At 40.7% G+C, this 18,281-nt stretch carries 16 protein-coding genes; 12 read left to right on the top strand and 4 right to left on the bottom strand.

Annotated elements, in window-relative coordinates; all coding sequences use genetic code 11:
• Positions 1-116 precede the first annotated feature (116 nt).
• On the bottom strand, positions 117-713 hold the full coding sequence (locus ABD873_RS12575) for a ribonuclease HII (RefSeq protein WP_345068815.1): 597 nt from the start codon (positions 711-713) through the stop codon (positions 117-119).
• Between the two features lie 220 nt (positions 714-933).
• On the opposite strand from ABD873_RS12575, the gene ABD873_RS12570 reads away from it, so the two are divergent.
• From ABD873_RS12570 to fabD, 4 genes are all read left to right on the top strand, one after another.
• Entirely contained in the window at positions 934-1,611 is a 678-nt protein-coding gene (locus tag ABD873_RS12570) for a hypothetical protein (protein ID WP_345068813.1), read from the top strand.
• Positions 1,612-1,618: 7 nt separating this feature from the next.
• Complete coding sequence (locus ABD873_RS12565; RefSeq protein WP_345068811.1) at positions 1,619-4,417, top strand: outer membrane beta-barrel protein; 2,799 nt, start codon at positions 1,619-1,621, stop codon at positions 4,415-4,417.
• A 95-nt stretch (positions 4,418-4,512) separates the two neighbouring features.
• Entirely contained in the window at positions 4,513-5,745 is a 1,233-nt protein-coding gene (locus ABD873_RS12560) for a M16 family metallopeptidase (protein WP_345068809.1), read from the top strand.
• Positions 5,746-5,832: 87 nt separating this feature from the next.
• Positions 5,833-6,723: an ACP S-malonyltransferase gene (gene fabD / locus ABD873_RS12555; protein WP_345068807.1), complete on the top strand. Its 891-nt coding sequence runs from the start codon at positions 5,833-5,835 to the stop codon at positions 6,721-6,723.
• A gap of 60 nt (positions 6,724-6,783) precedes the next feature.
• Here the strand turns inward: fabD and metK are convergent, their stop codons facing one another.
• Positions 6,784-8,040 (bottom strand): methionine adenosyltransferase, encoded by a 1,257-nt coding sequence (gene metK, locus ABD873_RS12550; RefSeq protein WP_345068805.1) that lies wholly within the window; start codon positions 8,038-8,040, stop codon positions 6,784-6,786.
• Between the two features lie 289 nt (positions 8,041-8,329).
• On the opposite strand from metK, the gene ABD873_RS12545 reads away from it, so the two are divergent.
• From ABD873_RS12545 to ABD873_RS12510, 8 genes are all read left to right on the top strand, one after another.
• Complete coding sequence (locus ABD873_RS12545; protein WP_345068803.1) at positions 8,330-9,208, top strand: diacylglycerol/lipid kinase family protein; 879 nt, start codon at positions 8,330-8,332, stop codon at positions 9,206-9,208.
• A gap of 2 nt (positions 9,209-9,210) precedes the next feature.
• A complete protein-coding gene (locus ABD873_RS12540; protein ID WP_039054121.1) occupies positions 9,211-9,555 on the top strand; it encodes a translation initiation factor in 345 nt (114 codons plus the stop codon).
• A 401-nt stretch (positions 9,556-9,956) separates the two neighbouring features.
• On the top strand, positions 9,957-10,790 hold the full coding sequence (locus ABD873_RS12535) for a MotA/TolQ/ExbB proton channel family protein (RefSeq protein ID WP_345068800.1): 834 nt from the start codon (positions 9,957-9,959) through the stop codon (positions 10,788-10,790).
• Between the two features lie 103 nt (positions 10,791-10,893).
• Positions 10,894-11,556 (top strand): ExbD/TolR family protein, encoded by a 663-nt coding sequence (locus ABD873_RS12530; RefSeq protein WP_039054120.1) that lies wholly within the window; start codon positions 10,894-10,896, stop codon positions 11,554-11,556.
• Positions 11,557-11,568: 12 nt separating this feature from the next.
• On the top strand, positions 11,569-12,126 hold the full coding sequence (locus ABD873_RS12525; RefSeq protein ID WP_039054119.1) for an ExbD/TolR family protein: 558 nt from the start codon (positions 11,569-11,571) through the stop codon (positions 12,124-12,126).
• 40 nt (positions 12,127-12,166) lie between these two features.
• Positions 12,167-13,045: an energy transducer TonB gene (locus ABD873_RS12520; protein ID WP_039054118.1), complete on the top strand. Its 879-nt coding sequence runs from the start codon at positions 12,167-12,169 to the stop codon at positions 13,043-13,045.
• Positions 13,046-13,342: 297 nt separating this feature from the next.
• Positions 13,343-14,254, top strand: a complete 912-nt coding sequence (locus tag ABD873_RS12515) for a PstS family phosphate ABC transporter substrate-binding protein (protein WP_345068797.1) — start codon at positions 13,343-13,345, stop codon at positions 14,252-14,254.
• Positions 14,255-14,277: 23 nt separating this feature from the next.
• The gene (locus tag ABD873_RS12510) at positions 14,278-16,014 is read left to right on the top strand and encodes a tetratricopeptide repeat protein (RefSeq protein ID WP_231561599.1); all 1,737 of its coding nucleotides are present in this window, start codon (positions 14,278-14,280) and stop codon (positions 16,012-16,014) included.
• A gap of 80 nt (positions 16,015-16,094) precedes the next feature.
• On the opposite strand, the gene ABD873_RS12505 is transcribed toward ABD873_RS12510, so the two are convergent.
• Positions 16,095-16,964 carry an HAD-IIA family hydrolase gene (locus tag ABD873_RS12505; protein ID WP_345068794.1) on the bottom strand — a complete coding sequence of 290 codons (870 nt, stop codon included), beginning with the start codon at positions 16,962-16,964 and terminating at the stop codon, positions 16,095-16,097.
• Between the two features lie 20 nt (positions 16,965-16,984).
• Complete coding sequence (locus ABD873_RS12500) at positions 16,985-18,268, bottom strand: MFS transporter (protein WP_345068792.1); 1,284 nt, start codon at positions 18,266-18,268, stop codon at positions 16,985-16,987.
• Positions 18,269-18,281 lie beyond the last annotated feature (13 nt).

Genomic DNA, 18,281 nt, shown 5'->3' with positions numbered 1-18,281 from the left:
TAGTGGTTACTAGACGTAACTTAAAATTGAAATTATACTTCTGTTTTTTACTCATAAAAATGCCCCAAATAAGTGTCTAACTTTTTGGGGCATGTCTAATCGAGAAGCCTTTTTATTTAGAATAATGTCAGTTGCGGTCTGCTTACCGTAAAAGTTTTTCTATGATGTGGAGTCATGCCAAATTCAAGCACGGCATTTCGATGTTTCACTGTGGGATAACCTTTGTTAGAGGCCCAATCGTACACAGGAAATTCTTTACTCAGCTCAAGCATATATTCATCTCTATATGTCTTTGCCAGAATGGAGGCAGCTGCTATGGAGAGGTATTTCCCATCACCTTTGATTATACATTGGTGAGGAAGATTTTTGTATGGGATGAAGCGGTTTCCGTCTATAATCAAAAATTCAGGGGCCACCTTCAGCTGGTCTAGGGCTAAATGCATGGCCTTGTAAGAGGCATTGTGAATGTTGATGGCGTCAATCTCTTGTGGGCTGACAGAAGTGACAGCGTAGGCTAAGGCATCCCTTTCGATGATCGGGCGTAGTTCCATACGCTTCTTCTCGGACAGCTTCTTGGAATCGTTAAGCTGCGGGTGGAAATAGTCTTTGGGGAAAATCACGGCTGCAGCAAAAACAGGTCCCGCAAGGCATCCTCTGCCGGCTTCATCGCATCCCGCTTCCAACAAATCCTCTTGAAAATAAGATAATAACATGTGGTCGTGTTCTGTAACTTCTCTGTGATAAGTAAAAAAAATACCCTTATTCTGCTAAGTAATTGCTTTTTTTGTGTTTCGTTTAAACAATTACTGACATTGCAAGTCTAATATACTGTGTAAAAATAAGTATAAACTTAAACTTATGATAAAACATATCCTCCTTAGTTTAATGTTATGCTTGCCTTTTTCATTGTTTGCACAGAAAAGTAAGAAAAAGGTGAACTATACATTTTCACGGCTTGAGCAGGTGGCAGTGGACGGCAATGTGGAAGAATGGGAAAACCATCTGAACGCCTTGGAAGACCTTTGGTCTTTCGGTGTTGCTGAACGAAATAATGTTTTGTTTGTTGCTATAGTGATAAAAGATATACAACTTCAACGAGAGGCACTTTCGGGAGGAATATTTGTTAACATAAGCTATAACGACAAAAGGAAGGATGGCGCCCGTTTATATTTTCCCTATTGGGATAGAGAGCGCAAAAAGGCGTTGTCAGCCAGTGAAGAACTGAGGCAGACCGAAAATTTCGAGCAGGCCTTGTTAGAGAAAGTCAACGGCTATTACTTGCAAGGATTTGGAAGGGTAAGAGATGGCCTTTTGGCATTAGACAATGACTATGGCATTCGTGCGACGACGCTGGTCGACAGCAATAAAAATTTGGTTTATGAGGCGCGAATACCGTTGGAACTTGTGGGGCTGAAGTCTGATGTCGTCGCGGTACAGGTTGGCGTAAGAACCCAATACGCGATGATGAAGAAGGCTATGGAAAGCTCAAACCGGCCTACAAACAGAGGATATGGGTACGGCTATCCCGTGATGGGAGGACCGTCCTTGAAAAATCCATATAAGGCAGAAACTGAAATTTGGATTGTAGATAAAGTAGAAAAGAGTAACTAAGAATATTATGAGAGTTTATAGCGCATTATTAGCTGTATTTTTTATGGTTGTAGGGTTTAATACCCATGCTCAGAGCCCCAAAGTGGTTCAGGGATTATTAAGAGACTCCTTGTCTAGGGTTGTTTCCGGTGCTACTGTCGAATTTATCGATGGCAAAGATACCTTGAAAACCGGAGCATCAGTCGGAGGAGTTTTTACTTTTAACAATGTTAAATCCGACAAGTTCAAACTTAGAGTAGTGAGCTTGGGCTTTGAACCTTTCGAGCAGGAATATACCTTCCCGACAGGGGAGTCTAGATTCATGGTTCCTACGATAGTACTTAACCCTATTTCTAACCTTATTGAGGAAGTAGTGGTTAATGGTGTCATTACCGTGCAGGTAAAAGGCGATACGGTAGAATATGCTATGAAGGACCTTAAGTTGAGAGATGGTTCTGTAGCTGAGGATGCCTTGAAAAAGCTACAAGGAGTAGAAGTAGACAAAGACGGTAATGTGACAGCCCAAGGAGAGCAGGTAACACGTGTACGTATCAACGGTAAAGATTTCTTCGGTGGTGATGTGAAAACAGCCACACAAAACCTGCCAGCCAATATTATTGAAAAAATTCAAATCGTGGATGATTTCGGTGATATGGCTAATATTACTGGAAATAGAAGCGGAGAGTCAACAAAAGTCTTGAATATCCAAATAGATCCGGAATACAATAAAGGATATATGACTACCATACGTGTAGGCGGCGGTACGGAAGAACGTTACCAAGCTACCGGCATGTGGATGGGCTTGAATAACAATTCACAGGTAGCAGTATTGGGTAACCTGAACAATATGAATGCTCCGTTATTTGACTTCAATGCTATGGGAGGTGGTGCCCGTGGTCGTCAAGGTGGAGGAGGTCGTTCTGGTGGAGGTATGTTTGGTGGTTCTGAAGGTATTACTACTACCGGTTCTATCGGAGTAAATATCCGTCACGACTTTTCCGATAAGCTGAAAGTGTACGGCTCTTACTCTTACGGAAGAGACGACAACAATACGATTTCGGAATCTTTTGCCAACTACTTGGCTCAAAATATGACGGAAGAGTCTAACAAGAATAATGGAAGTATTCGAGCCAATCACCGTTTTGAAGGTAACTTGGAGTGGAATATCACCCCTCGTGACTATATCAAATTTTCACCACAATTAGGTTTTGATAATAACTCTGCTGACAACTTCAGCAATACACTCCAATATATCGATCAAACTTTCAGTAACTTGCAGCAGCAGCGTACAATCTCGGACGTTACCGCTCCGCGTTATAATTTTTCCGGCTTGTATAACCGTAAGCTAAATGACAAAGGAAGAAACTTATTCTTCAACTTCAACTACGACAATGCGGTGAGCGAAACGGAATTCAACCAAGAGTTGGAGCGTTGGCTGACAGACCCTAACAATCAAAATCTTACTGAAGCCGATATTATTGAAAAAACAAGACGTGAAGTAGAAAACAGAAGCTGGAATGCAGGTGCTTCTGTGTCGTATACCGAACCGCTATCGGAAAAAGGTAAGTTGGAAATCACATATGACTTCAATAACAATGATTACGATAATAGCAATTCACAGAAACTATTGGAGTCCAAAGGTAGCACTGCAGGAAATATCCTGAACTATGACTACGACTATGACTATGCCTTTACAACACACCGTGTAGGCGCAAGCTATAGATACGAAGGCGAAAAATTCAAATACTCGTTGGGTGCTTCGGTGCAGCCTTCAGTATTGAAGGGAGATGCTTCGAACGGATCAGTGACAGAAATTATCGACCGCAAAAACTTTAACTTCATCCCTATAGCTAGATTTGAATATAAGTTCTCAAGACAGTCGAATATTACTTTACAATATTCTGGAAGATCGTCAGAACCTTCGGTATCGCAAATTCTGCCTTTTGAGGTGGCTACTAGCGAAACATACAAAACCTTAGGAAATCCAGATCTAGATCCAGAGTTCAGACATTCAATGAGCTTAAGATACCGCTCGGGAGACTTCCAAAAAGGTACTAACTTCTTCGCGATGTTAAGAGCTGAGGTTACAAACGATAAAATCGTTTCATATAATAAAATAACGACCCAACCGGGGTTAGGATCTGTCCAAGAGGTAGGATATGCCAATGAGGATGAAGGTGTTTACTCTATCAACTCTTTCTATCATTTCAGCAGATCATTTAAGGAGAAAACGTACAACATTATGTATGGTGGTGGCGTTTCCTTCAACAAGGGAATCTCTTACCAAAGCTCTGATTTTACCAATTTTGAATTCAAGAAGAATATTAACAACAATACCAGCATCAACCAGATGTTGTTCTTCCGATACAATCCTTCGGAAAACTTAGAAATCAATCCGGGGGTGCGTTTCAACTATACGATCACAAAATCGTCGTTGATAGATTTGTCCAACCGCAATACTTCTAAGATTACGCCTAACTTGATCGGTTCGGTGAATATTACACCAACTACTATCTTTGGATTAGATGTATCAAAGGAGTTCAACCACGGTTATACATCGAATGTTAATCCATTCATAATCAATACTTATATTGAACAAAAGCTGTTGAAAGATCGTCGTGGAACACTTAGATTGCAAGGGTTTGACTTGTTGAATGAACAAACAAACATCAACCGAACAGTGTCGGAAATCCTAACAGATAGCCGTACCAACCGGTTGGCAAGATACTTCATGTTGACATTTACCTTCAAACTGCAGAAGTTCTCCGGTATCAATCCATTCCAAGACCAGAGAGGTCCTGGAGGTATGCGTCACCCACGAATGTAATCCAACAAATTATAAATGAAACGGTTGTATTTCGATACAGCCGTTTTTTGTTTTTTATTACGTAGCTTTGCTCTCAATTTCAACAAAAAAATTAAATGAAAGAATACAATCTTATCCGGTTGGATAATGGTATTAGAATATTACTGCATTACCAGAACTCTCCCATCACCCATACTTGTTTAGTGGTCAATGCTGGTTCGAGGGATGAACAGGAGGGAAAATATGGTGTTGCACATTTTATCGAACACTTATTATTTAAACGTACGGAACGCCGTTCCACGAATCAGATTTTACGTCGTCTGGAACAGGTGGGAGGGGACCTTAATGCCTATACGACAAAAGAATATACCTGTATCCATGCCTCTTTCCTAAATCCTTACCTAGAGAGGGCTATGGACCTTTTTGAAGATGTACTTTTCCATTCCACCTTTCCACAGAATGAGATGGAAAAGGAAAAGGGTGTGATTTTGGACGAAATGGCTTCCTATCTGGATAGTCCGGAAGAGTCCATCATGGATGACTTTGAGGATCTGCTTTTCAAGGGAACGGGCTTGGGTCATAATATTCTTGGGACGGAGAAAGACCTATTGGGACTCCAAAGGAGCGATATAGAGGATTTTATGAAAGGCAATTACGATACCGAGGAGATTGTGATTGCTATAGCTGGAAACTATACCTTGGCTCAGGTGGAACGTATGGCTAATAGAATTTTCGGCCGTATAGCTCCTAATAAACGAGGAAACAAAGAGCGTCTGACGCTGGAGAACGAAGGTCAACATGTGGTGGTGAAAAAACCTATCAACCAAGCTCATTATATCTTGGGGATAAAAACTTTCGGGATTTATGATGAGCGGAAGACGGCTATGTTGCTGCTGAATAATATGCTTGGTGGTTTCGGGATGAGTTCCATTCTGAATTTGGGTATACGAGAAAAATATGGCATAGCTTATACCATAGAATCCAACTTTACCATGTACTCGGATATAGGTCATTTCAACATATATCTCGGAACGGATGAAGAAAAGCTTAAAAAGGCTGTTTCCTTAGTGTATAAGGAGCTAAGTAAGCTGAGGGATAAGCCTATCTCGGAGTATCACCTTAAGCTTGCAAAACAGAAGTTCAAAGGACAGATAGCTTTGGCCGAAGAGGGAAGAATGAGCATGATCATTGCGGAAGCTAAAAACATTATTGATTATGGAGAGGTGGTATCATTGCAACAGGTTTTCGATAAGATTGATGCCGTGTCTTCAGAGCATATCCTGGAGCTTGCCAACCTCTTTTTTGACGAAACGAAGCTGACCTCACTAAGCTTCATTCCGGAGGAATAGCATTTCATCAATATTGTTATATTTGCCCAAGATATCTTGAATACAAGATAGACACAATAACCTTTTAATAGTAGAAAATAAGTCTTTATGAAAACAGCTTACATTTTCCCGGGACAGGGAGCGCAATTCGTTGGAATGGGGCAGGACCTGTACAACCTTAATGAAGAAACAAAAGCTTTGTTCGAAAAAGCAAACGATATTTTGGGTTTTCGAATTACCGATATCATGTTTAATGGTACGGAGGAAGACCTTAAACAAACGAAAGTTACGCAGCCCGCAATTTTCTTGCATTCGGTGGTTTTAGCAAAGGCATTAGGGGATAAATTCCAGCCCTCGATGGTGGCGGGACATTCCTTGGGTGAGTTTTCTGCCTTGGTAGCTGCCGGAGCTTTGTCTTTCGAAGATGGCTTGAAGCTTGTTGCTCAGCGTGCGAATGCTATGCAGAAGGCTTGTGAATTGCAGCCTTCCACTATGGCAGCAATACTAGGTTTGGATGATGAAACCGTAGAAAAGGTTTGTGCACAGATAGAGGATGTAGTGGTAGCGGCCAACTACAACTGTCCGGGACAATTGGTGATTTCGGGAACTATCGAAGGTGTGGATAAAGCATGTGCTTTGTTGTCAGAGGCAGGAGCTAAAAGAGCGCTGAAACTTAACGTAGGAGGTGCGTTCCATTCGCCATTGATGGAGCCTGCGAAATTAGAACTTCAAGCAGCTATCGAGGCTACAGATATTAAGGCTCCTATCTGCCCAATCTATCAAAATGTAGACGCTAAACCGTATACTGATCCGGCGACTATAAAGGAAAACTTAATCGCTCAGCTGACAGGTGCAGTGCGCTGGACACAGACCGTACAAAATATGCTTGAGGATGGAGCCGAAGCTTTCGTGGAAGTAGGACCGGGAAATGTACTTCAAGGGTTGGTGAAGAAGGTAAACCGTCAGGCCCAGACCTCCTCAGCCTCTATAGCAGAATAAAGACTTTTGCTGAATATCATGGCAAAAAAAAAAGCGGAACCTTGGTCCCGCTTTTTTAGTTTATTTAATATTAAATGCTTCTTTGATTTTGTCTACGTAATCAAGCTTTTCCCAAGTGAACAGCTCTACTTCCATGGTTTTGATTTCACCATTGGAGTTTTCGAATGTCTTGGTCACTTTTCGGTTAGTTCTACCCATATGACCATAGGCTGCGGTTTCAGAGTAGATAGGTTTTCGTAACCCTAATCGTGTTTCTATGCCATAAGGAGTCATGTCAAAGAGTTCTCCTATTTTCTTTGCAATTTCTCCGTCGGTGAAGTTTACTTTGCTTGTGCCATAAGTGTTGACATAAATACCCATAGGGTCTTTCACACCGATAGCATAGGAAATCTGTACAAGGATCTCATCTGCTACGCCTGCTGCTACGAGGTTTTTCGCGATATGACGTGTTGCGTAGGCTGCGGAACGGTCCACCTTGGAAGGATCTTTTCCTGAAAATGCACCTCCACCATGAGCTCCCTTACCGCCGTAGGTGTCTACGATGATTTTTCTTCCTGTAAGACCGGTGTCACCATGTGGTCCCCCAATCACGAATTTTCCGGTCGGGTTTATGTAGTATTTGATGTCGTCAGTAAATAGCGCTTGCAGTTCAGGTTTGAGCTGTGCTTTAACGCGAGGAATCAATATGTTTTTGATATCCTCTGCAATTTTAGCCTGCATAGCGGCTTCGGTATCGAATTCGTCGTGCTGTGTAGATATTACGATCGTGTCTATACGTTGAGGTTTGTGGTTGTCACTGTACTCTAATGTTACCTGTGCTTTAGAGTCCGGACGTAGGTATTTGATCTGGTCATTTTCACGACGTAAGGCAGCAAGCTCGTATAATAGACGATGAGAGAGGTCTAATGCCAAAGGCATATAATTTTCGGTTTCGTTGTTGGCATAACCGAACATGATACCTTGGTCTCCGGCGCCTTGCTCTTGTTTTGTTTTTCTGTCCACTCCTTGGTTGATGTCGGCCGATTGTTCGTGGATGGCAGACAAGATTCCGCATGAGTTGGCATCGAACATGTATTCCGACTTCGTGTATCCTATTCTTTCGATAACAGAGCGGGCAATTTTCTGCACGTCAAGGTAAACTTTTGATTTAACCTCGCCGGCCAATACCACTTGTCCCGTGGTTACTAATGTTTCAATTGCTACGCGAGCATCTTCGTCCCAAGCTAAAAAATTGTCAATTAAAGCATCAGAAATTTGATCGGCAATTTTGTCAGGATGGCCTTCCGATACAGATTCGGACGTAAATAAGTATGCCATATTTATTTATTAAATTTTAACGTTAAAAAAATAGGAGGCGCTATCAAATAGATAGAAGTGGAAAAACGTAGTTGTCAAAATGGTTTTTAGCACTTTTTTTCCGTGGTTGCAATCTCCCCTTTTACTTCAGATTTGTAAAATGCAAATCAGTCCACAATTTTTTTAATACGGTCGCAAAGTTACAACACTTTTACTATTATAACAATAATAGCACGGGAATAAATTTATTTTGAAAGTATTAGCCATCGGGCAGTATTATTATCTTTATATTAGTGGTTGAATTTATAGTATGGAAGGACAGAAAAAGATACTTTTCGTAATAAACCCGATTTCAGGAGGAAAGAAGAAGACGGCGTTTAACAAAAAAGTGTTGGAAGTGTTGGATTTGAGTAAATTCCATCCTACATTTCAACAGACCACACATCCCAATCATGCGTATGAACTGGGGAAAAAAGCGGTAGAGGCAGGCTATGATGCTGTGGTGGCTGTGGGCGGCGACGGCACGATAAACGAGCTGGGGTCTGCTTTGGTGGGATCCGGTATCCCATTGGGAATCATTCCAGAAGGCTCCGGCAATGGATTGGCCTTGTATCTGGGTATACCGATGAATGAGGCTTCAGCTATCAACAGACTAAATCGTTTTGAGACAGTAGAGGTGGACTGCGGTTATATCAACGACAAGCCTTTTTTCAATATTGCAGGTCTGGGGTTTGATGCTACGGTCAGTGACCGCTTTGCCAATGATACTATTCGCGGACCTATAGGGTATTTAAGGTCTGTAGTGAATGTTATCAGTAAGTATAAGCCTAGTAAGTATATCCTTACCATTGATGGAAAAACTTATGAGCGAGAAGCTTTTATGATTTCCGTGGCCAATTCACCGCAATATGGAAATAATGCGTATATTGCACCTAATGCATCCGTAAGTGACGGAATTTTGGATGTGTGTATCGTACATAAGTTTCCTCTTTATATTCTGCCCATGATGGTGTTCCGTCTGTTCAACCGATCTGCCGATCAGTCTGAGTATGTGGAGATTATTCCCGGTAAAGAAATTCATATTCAGCGAGTTGAGGAAGGGCCTATCCACGTGGATGGAGAGCCTATCAGCCTGTCTGGGGATCTTAAAATCACGGTTAAGCCGAAATCATTGAAGATAATTTGTTAGTCATGGCCAAACAAAAGAAGCAGCGTTTTGAGGGTATAGTTTATTCTACAGATAGTAACTTCCAGTTCGATACGGATGAAGAGATTGTAGAAACATTACCTCCACATCAGCAGAAACTTAAAGTGATGTTGGATAAGAAAGCCCGCAAGGGTAAAATTGTTACAATAGTGCAGGGGTTTGTAGGCTCAGAAGATGATTTGGAGAGCCTAGCTAAAACATTAAAGCAGCGTTGTGGTGTGGGAGGAAGTGCCAAAGATGGGGAAATTTTGATACAAGGAGACTTTAAAATGAAGATTTTCGACATATTGAAAGCACTTGATTACCAAGTCAAAATTGTTGGTGGATAGTGGGAAAAAGCTTTTGTTAAACGCTTTATTTAAAGAGTTTTAAAGAAAATAAGTCAAAAAATATGTTAAAACTATTGTTAGTAAAAGTGAGTGTCCGGTTACTTATTTTTGAAAGTTAGCAGGATATTAATTTGCATTTAATAGAAAAAATAGTTTTTATTGCATTATAATTCTGATGAAGTGGCTTGATTTATCAAGTGTTAAGAATAAGGCCGCCGCGATGCACGTTCTTAAAAGAATAGAGACAGGAATGTTTGGAAAAAAATCGAAAAAATTTGATTTTTATAGCAAAATAGTATATTTGTTTTGATTTAATCAGAACAACATCATTAGTATTGCATTATTTTAATAAAATTTAACATAATAATTAAACAACAGTAAAAATCTAAAACTTAGTAAAAATGGCAAACGCACCAAAAACTACTAGCCCAGCAAAACAAGAGAAGAGTGGCAATTCAGGTAATTTATTTGCGAGCTTAGCAATCCTTATTTGTTTAGGTATCGGTTTATTGGTTTACACCTTCGTAATGGGTAACCCAGAAAACTTTATTGACAACAATCCAGACAATCAGCCAAAACCAGGTAACTATCTAGGTATGGTTTACCACGCAGGTGTGATCGTACCAGTGCTTATCGGTTTGTTCTTGATGGTATGGGTATTCTCAATCGAGCGCTTCATCGTTATCGGCAAGGCTTCTGGTACTGGTAATGTAGGTAACTTTGTAAGAAAAGTACAATCATTCTTGAAATCAGGAAGCATCGATGCTGCTATCGCTGAGTGTGACAAACAAAAAGGTTCTGTAGCTAACGTAATCAAAGCGGGTTTATTGAAATATAAAGACGTTGAAGCTAACCCAGGTTTAGACGCAGAAAAATCTGCTTTGGCAATCCAAAAAGAAATCGAAGAAACTACAGCATTGGAAATGCCAATGTTAGAGAAAAACTTGAACGTTATCGCTACATTAGTTTCTATCGGTACATTGACAGGTCTATTAGGTACAGTAACAGGTATGATTAGAGCGTTCGCGGCGTTAGCGACAGGTGGTGCACCAGATTCAGCGAAATTGGCGAACGGTATCTCTGAGGCCTTGATCAACACTGCAACAGGTATTGCGACTTCGACTTTCGCGATTATCATGTACAATATCTTGACTGCTAAAATTGATAAATTAACATATTCTATCGACGAAGCTGGTTTCTCAATCGTTCAAACTTACTCCGCAAACCACAAATAGTATAATGTGCTATTAAAAAAATCAACTTTCTTTATGGAAAGTGGAATGAAATAGCATCATTAGAGTAAACGAATAGAGTTGTTAATTGTATAAATAAAAAGAAATGGGTAAAGCGAAAGTAAAAAGAGCCAGCACAACGATCGATATGACGGCGATGTGTGACGTATCTTTCTTGTTGCTTACGTTCTTCGTTCTTACCGCAACTGCAAGACAACCAGAAACACTGGTAGTAGATACAGCTCCTTCTTATTCAGAAGCAAAATTGCCTGACGGCAACCTAGCTGTAATCACTGTAGGTGATGAAGGTAAAGTGTTCTTCAAAATGAGTGACCCTAACGTACGTGTTCAGACCTTACAACAAATGTCTGCACTGTATGGGGTAGAATTCACTCCGGAAGAATATGCTAAGTTCAAAAACTTAGAAGATTTCGGTGTATCGATTAAAGCATTAAAAGCTTTGTTGGCCGCCGATCAAGCAGAAAGAACGGCAGAAAAGCAGAAAGGTATTCCTGTAGATTCTACAATGAATGCTTCAAATGAGTTGTTCGCTTGGGTTAAGCAAGCTCGTTTGGCATCAGCAAAAATTTTGAAGGATAAAGCCATCGAAGAAGGCAAGGATCCGGATGATATCGAGCTGATGACAGTGGCTATCAAAGCGGATGCTGATGAGAAGTTTCCGAGTTTGAATCTAATTATAGAGACATTACGTAATCAGAAACAGAACAAGTTCAGTTTTGTAACGGGACTTAAGGCTTCTGATAAATAAAGGATATTTAAAATGGCAGAATTAAATCAAGACTCCGGTAAACAAGAGAAGGGTGGAAAACCTAGGGCCAAGAAAAGCGGTGGTAGGGTAGACCTTACAGCCATGGTGGACCTAGCGTTCTTATTGATTACCTTCTTCATGTTGACAACCTCCTTAAACAAGCCTCAGGCTATGGATGTTGCGATGCCAGATAAAAATGTCGAGACAGATAAAAATACCGACGTTAACGTAGATGAGCATCGTAGTGTCACCCTAGTCTTGGGATCGAATGATAAACTTGTTTGGTATCAGGGGGATGTGAAGAATCCTCTTCAGGGTCCTACGGTAGTAGATTATTCTAAGGAAGGTCTTCGTGCTGTTCTGATGCGTATGAAAGAACAAGTTCCAAGACAAGCTGGCGGTAAAGACATGATTGTCGTTATTCGACCAAGTGAAAAATCTGTTACCCGCAATATCATCGACGCCCTAGACGAAATGAAAATTGTTGACGTTAAGCGTTATATGATATCCAACAGGATCATGAGCGAAGAAGTTGAGCTGTTAAAGAAGGAAAACTTATATAACGATTAATAAATTGTTGTATTAAGCGTTCCAATAAAATGAATTAAATATGTTTGGAAAATTAAATATATTCAGAAATGACTGGCTTGAGGTTGTTTTCGAAAACAGGAACAAAAGCTACGGAGCTTATGAGCTACGTAAGCTAGGTCCTAAGGCAACCAACATTGGTCTTGCCGTTGTGACCGCCGTTGTTGCTGTGTTCAGCGCAACTCAAGTTTTCGATCTGAATCCTTTCAAAGGGGAAGAGGCTCCGAAAGAGGAGTTGGCTTTCACCGAAGAGGTTACTTTGGAGGATTTGGCAGAAAAACTTCCTGAAGAAGAAGAAAAGCCAGTAGTAAAAGAAGAGGCTCCAAAAATCGCCGAATCGAGACCAGCTCTTGATGTAGTAGCTCTACCTGAAATCAAACCTGTGCCTAAAGAAAAGGCCGTTACTGAAGAAGTAGCTACAGTAGAGGAAGCAACAGATAAGAAAAAACTTATCGGTCCTGTGGCTATGAAAGGTATGAAAGGTGGTAGCATCACTACTGAAGGTAAATGGGGTACAAAAGATGTGGCGGGAGCTGCAACAGGTAGTACCAAAGGTGTGGAAGGTGGTACCGGAGATTCGGAAGAAATCTTCCAATCGGTAGAGATCCAACCTGAGCCACCAGGCGGTATGGCTGCTTTCCGTAAGTGGATTGCCGAAAACTATGTATATCCACAAGCTGCGACAGAAGCAGGCATCAAAGGTACAGTACATGTGACTTTCGTTGTGGAAAAAGATGGTTCATTGACAGATATCAAAGTTGTTCGTGACCTATCGTATGGAACAGGACAGGCTGCCGTTAATATGCTTAAAAAAGCTAAGAAATGGAGCCCAGGTATCCAAAACGGTCGTCCAGTACGTGTACAATACTCACTTCCAATTCGATTGGATTTAACCAACTAGTTGATGAGTTATAATTCAGAAATGAATAAAACAAATAATTTTAGACAGAAATCGCCACTAAAGCGATTTCTGTCTATTTTAGGGCTATTTATGTTCCTCTTTTATTTCGTGTTGGGACTGCTGATTATCTTCTGGAAGGATTTCCCGCTAGAAATAAACAAAACCTATAAAAATCTGTTCGCTGCATTATTGATCGTCTATTCTTTTTTGCGCTTCGCTCGGTTGTGGCAAAACAACTTTATACGTTAAATATTGTTAAGTATTAATCTTTTACTTCTATAATCAATCATAATGGTAATGAATTTGTTCTATAGATCGGTAGCTATATTGTCTTTCGTATCGTTGTTGTTTGCCTGTTCTGGTGAGAATAATAAGGATAAGAAAGAGGATATCCTTTCAGGTGAAGTTGCCGTATTAGTAGATGAGACGATTTTACCTATTATCGAAGAGCAAAAGGAGGTCTTTGAAAGTTCCTATCAGCAGGCGAAGATTAATCTGTTGGCAAAGCCTGAAGTTAATGCCGTAAACAGCTTACTGAAGGGCGAAGCTAATATTATTCTTCTGACGCGGGAGCTGACCGAAGAAGAAAATCAGTCTTTCGTAAAGAGGCAGATTCAACCACGTATTTATGGCGTAGCGTATGATGCTGTGGTTTTCGTCGCTCATGTTTCTGCGGATAGTCTTATCAAAGTATCGGAAGTGATGGAGATTATGTCCGGCGAAAAAAAGACTGAAAGAAAGCTTGCTATTGATAATCCGAATTCTAGTCTTGTGCGATATTTGAGGGATAAAGGCAATTTAAGTAAATTAGGGAGTACAAATATCGTAGTCAAAGGAACAGTGGATTCGCTCTTAGACGCAGTGGGAGATAATAGTAATATTATTGCGATGTTGAGCTACAATCAGTATTTAAGTTTTACTAGATTGTATGCAAAAAAAGAGAAAATTCGTATATTGAGCGTGCTCAACGATACGTTGGCCACACCTAAATACGTAAAACCATCCCAGACGAGTTTGTCGACGGGTGAATATCCTTTGAAACGCGAGTTGAAAATCTTAAATTATCAGCCCAATATGGGCTTGGGGATGGGATTTTCTGCTTTCTTAACTGGAGACAGAGGACAGCGTATAGTGTTGAAATCGGGATTACTTCCCTACACAATGCCGGGAAGAGAAATTATAATTAGAGATATAAATAGTTTAAATTAGAAATAACTAAGAACATAAATAGAATGATGACAAAGAGCAAATTGTTTTTGAGTTTATTAGCTGCAGGAGCTATTGTAGGTACTGCTAGTGCTCAAAGTTTGAAAGACGCACAATCAGCAATTGATGCTGAGCAATTCGACAAGGCGAAAAGCATCTTGCAGAATTTGGTAACAAAGAAACCTAAAGATGGTAAAAACTATTTCTATTTAGGTCAAGTATATTTGTTGAACGATAAGTTGGATTCCGCTGCTTGGGCTTTCAATAATGGTTTGACAAATGCACCTAAAGAAGTTTTGAACAACGTAGGTTTGGGTATTGTGGATTTAAAGAAAAACAGTGCTTCTACTGCAGAACAAAAGTTCGCACAAGCTACTGCTTCCTTAGGTAAGAAAGATTATTTACCTTTATATTATATAGGTAAAGCTTATACAGAAGCTCCAAAGCCAGATTACGCTAAAGCGGTAGATTATTTGACCCAAGCGGCGTCAAAAAACACTAAAGATGGTAATATCTTGGTAGCATTGGGTGATGCCTATCTTGGTCTAGGAGAAAACAGCCAAGCTTACAAAAGCTATAGAGATGCATTGAACTTGGACCCGAACTTGGTAAAAGCTAAAGTTCAACAAGCATTGATTACACGTAAAGCATTTGCTTTTGACGTAGCTTTAGAGTCATACAATGCTATCGCTCAGGAATATCCTAACTATGGCCCTGTCTACCGTGAGATTGCTGAGACAGAGTTGGCTATAGCGAAGAGAATGCCTGACAACACAGACGAAGAAAAAGCTAAGTATGAAGCACAAGTAGCTAAAGCTGTTGATGCTTACAAAAAATACTTGCAAGTAACAGGAGATAACTCTGCGGACGCAAAAATCCGTTATGCAGACTTCTTGGTTTACGGTCAGCAATACGAAGAATTGAAGAATGTAGCATTGGAATTGGAAAATGTTCCAGGAATCGATGCTAAGGTGTACCGTTACTTAGGTTTGATTGCTATCAACCAAGATAAGGACGCTGCTAAAGCGGTAGGCTATTTTGACAAATTATTTGCTAATGCGGATGAAAACCGTCTTATTGCTATCGACTACTTGTTTGCTGGTTTTGCAAACATTGAAGCCGGCAGCAAAGAAAAAGGTCTTCAATACTTAGGTAAAGCATTAGAATTGGATAAAGAGTTGATCAACGAGGTAGATGGTTACGGAAGAAATGCTTTCAATGCTCAAAAATTTGAGGCTGCGGCAGCAATCTTTAACGTGCCTGCACAACAAAAAGGAGAGCCTTGGTACTATGAGGCTAACTACCTAGTAGGTGATGCTACTTTCCGTGCAGCTAATGCTAAAAAAGAAAAAGGTGAGGATGCTACTGCTGATTTCCAAGCGGCCATCAAAGCATTGGATGTAATCGTTCAATCTACTGATTCCGCTGCTGCTGAATACATTGTTCCGGCATTGTATATCAGAGGATATAGCAACTATAACTTAGATGTTATCGATCCTGAGAAACCTGAGTTGCACCAAGGTCTGTACTTGAACGATTTTAATCAATTAGCTAAAGTTCTTACAGACAAGCAAGCGGCAGGTAACCAATTGACAGAAGACGAAGTATTGAAATTAACTGACGTTTACAATGTAATCGGTTACTATCATATCTTGAAAGAAGATTATAAGAAGGCAGCTGAGTTATTCAAAAAAGCTATCGATTTATCACCTAACGACGAAGTAGCTACACAATACTTAGATGCTTTGAAAGATATCCTATAAGAATCTTTCCATAAACGAGAAAGGGACTGAATTTTCAGTCCCTTTTTTATAGCTAGATTAAAATTATTGGATTTTGCAGATTAAGCTTTCTGATGAGTCTGAACTAGCATTTGTCCTAACTCTGCCAGATCTCTAATGATGATATGAGGCTTTGTTTGTGCCTCTATGGCTGTTTCTATTTTTGTTTCCCCCGAAAGTGTTAGTACTCCTATTGCGCCGGCATTGTGGGCCATCTGCACATCGGTATATATTCTGTCACCTACCATCAACACCTCTTCAGGTCTTAGTGAATAATTATTTAGAATACCATCAAGCATACCGGGGTTGGGTTTACCAATAATTACATCTGGTTTGCGTCCTGTGGCATGTTCGATACAAGTATATATAGCACCGCAGTCCACAAGGACGACCTTTTTGTCAGTAGGGCAAACACGATCCGGATTGGTGGCTATATAAGGGATATTTTGGGTAGCCCACCAAGCTGCTCTGCAGAGCCTGCCGTATTGCAACGACATATCGAAAGCTACAACAAGGGCGTCAGGAACATCGTTTTCATCGTCGGCAGTAGAGATAAACCCTGCCTCCTCAAATTCTTTAATCATACTTGGAGTGCCTAAGAGGAACAGCTTTTTTGCTTCCGGAAGGTTTGTTTTAATGTAAGCTATTGTTGCCTGTGCAGAAGTGTATATGGCCTCTATAGGTACGTTTATGCCCATCTTATGGAGATGAGCCAGATAGTCCTCCTTATTTTTGGAAGGATTGTTTGTCAGAAACGAAAAACCTATTCCATTTTCTTTTAGAAGGTCCAGAAATGGAACGGTAAAAGGGAATAAGGTGCTTCCATTGTAGATTGTTCCGTCCATGTCCAAAGCGACATGTTTTATCTTCTGTAAGCAATTATATAGATCTTCTTCTTTGCTAAATTGTGCGTGTATATTGTATTCAAACATTTTTCTATGACGTAATAATATTAAGATTCGTAACCATGGGCTTTAGCCTTCCAGCCGAAAAGGAAAGTAACGGCACCAATAATACTTGTGAAAAATAATATCTCGAAAGTAAGGTCCCATCCAAAGTGCTGTGCAAGATAACCTAAGCCCCATCCTGAAACGATAGTACTAGCATATCCAAATAAACCTGTGAAACCTCCTGCTGTTGCTGCCGCTTTGTTGGTAGCCAAGTTTGCTGCCGCAATGCCTATCAGTGCCTGAGGGCCATAGATGAAAAATCCGGCCGCCATAAGCACAAGGGATGCCAACCACACCGGAGGATGCTCCAGCTTCCAGAAGATGAATACGAATATGGATACACCTATCATACAAAGGAAACATACGCGGATAGCTTTTCCTTTGAAGAATTTGTCCGTAGCCCATCCAGCCAGTAGCATTCCTATGATTCCGGCAATTTCGAATCCGGCGACCATCCATCCGGCCTTGGCAAGTGTCACGCCTTTCCACTCACTAAGGATCGTAGGTCCCCAGTCTAATACACCGTAGCGCACAACATAAACGAAGAAGTTTGCGATACTTATTACCCAGATGTAAGGGTTAAGGAATACATTTTTACGAAGGAACGCTTTGAATTCGGCTGATTTTTTTTCGTCTTTCTTTTCTTCTTGACTTTTGTCTTCGTGCAGTTCTGGAAGTCCTACGGAAGATGGTGTGTCACGTAACATTATCCAAAGGTAAATAGCTCCAAGGATAGCGATAAGGGACGGGATGAAGAAAGCCCATCGCCATGTCATATGGCTTACCACATAGCCACATACGATTACTACCAGTCCGGCACCGATAGAGTGTGACGTATTCCAAACAGACATTTTGGTAGCCAGCTCTTGCGGCGGTACCCAGTGTGTCATCAGGCGTGCACAAGGAGGGAAACCCATTCCCTGAAACCAACCGTTCAACACCCAAGTAATGCCTAAGACCATTACGGCAGAACTGAATCCGAAGACAACGTTACACAGGGCAGACAAAAGAAGTCCCAGTACCATAAAATGGCGAGCATTGACTCTGTCGCCGATGATTCCGTTGACAAATTTGGATACACCGTAAATAAGTCCATGTAAGGTTAAAAATATACCCAAATCAGCTTTCCCGATACCTAAATCTTCCTGCATGCCCGGGATAGCCATACTAAGATTTTTACGCACGAAATAGTACAGTGCGTATCCTATCATCGTGGCAATAATAGTTCTTCTCTGCCAATATTTAAACTTATCGGATAGGTTGTTTGTAGATGTATGATTAGCCATAATAGGATGAATT

The sequence above is a fragment of the Sphingobacterium thermophilum genome, assembly GCF_039541675.1.
Classification (GTDB): domain Bacteria; phylum Bacteroidota; class Bacteroidia; order Sphingobacteriales; family Sphingobacteriaceae; genus Sphingobacterium; species Sphingobacterium thermophilum.
This window is presented reverse-complemented; position numbering and strand designations above follow the sequence as displayed.

Bases quoted from the DNA above. Each gene is read 5' to 3' on its own strand.
- ABD873_RS12575 (WP_345068815.1), bottom strand. From the start codon at position 713: ATGTTATTATCTTATTTTCAAGAGGATTTGTTGGAAGCGGGATGCGAT.
- ABD873_RS12565 (WP_345068811.1), top strand. From the start codon at position 1,619: ATGAGAGTTTATAGCGCATTATTAGCTGTATTTTTTATGGTTGTAGGG.
- ABD873_RS12560 (WP_345068809.1), top strand. From the start codon at position 4,513: ATGAAAGAATACAATCTTATCCGGTTGGATAATGGTATTAGAATATTA.
- fabD (WP_345068807.1), top strand. From the start codon at position 5,833: ATGAAAACAGCTTACATTTTCCCGGGACAGGGAGCGCAATTCGTTGGA.
- metK (WP_345068805.1), bottom strand. From the start codon at position 8,040: ATGGCATACTTATTTACGTCCGAATCTGTATCGGAAGGCCATCCTGAC.
- ABD873_RS12545 (WP_345068803.1), top strand. From the start codon at position 8,330: ATGGAAGGACAGAAAAAGATACTTTTCGTAATAAACCCGATTTCAGGA.
- ABD873_RS12540 (WP_039054121.1), top strand. From the start codon at position 9,211: ATGGCCAAACAAAAGAAGCAGCGTTTTGAGGGTATAGTTTATTCTACA.
- ABD873_RS12535 (WP_345068800.1), top strand. From the start codon at position 9,957: ATGGCAAACGCACCAAAAACTACTAGCCCAGCAAAACAAGAGAAGAGT.
- ABD873_RS12530 (WP_039054120.1), top strand. From the start codon at position 10,894: ATGGGTAAAGCGAAAGTAAAAAGAGCCAGCACAACGATCGATATGACG.
- ABD873_RS12525 (WP_039054119.1), top strand. From the start codon at position 11,569: ATGGCAGAATTAAATCAAGACTCCGGTAAACAAGAGAAGGGTGGAAAA.
- ABD873_RS12520 (WP_039054118.1), top strand. From the start codon at position 12,167: ATGTTTGGAAAATTAAATATATTCAGAAATGACTGGCTTGAGGTTGTT.
- ABD873_RS12515 (WP_345068797.1), top strand. From the start codon at position 13,343: ATGAATTTGTTCTATAGATCGGTAGCTATATTGTCTTTCGTATCGTTG.
- ABD873_RS12510 (WP_231561599.1), top strand. From the start codon at position 14,278: ATGATGACAAAGAGCAAATTGTTTTTGAGTTTATTAGCTGCAGGAGCT.
- ABD873_RS12505 (WP_345068794.1), bottom strand. From the start codon at position 16,964: ATGTTTGAATACAATATACACGCACAATTTAGCAAAGAAGAAGATCTA.
- ABD873_RS12500 (WP_345068792.1), bottom strand. From the start codon at position 18,268: ATGGCTAATCATACATCTACAAACAACCTATCCGATAAGTTTAAATAT.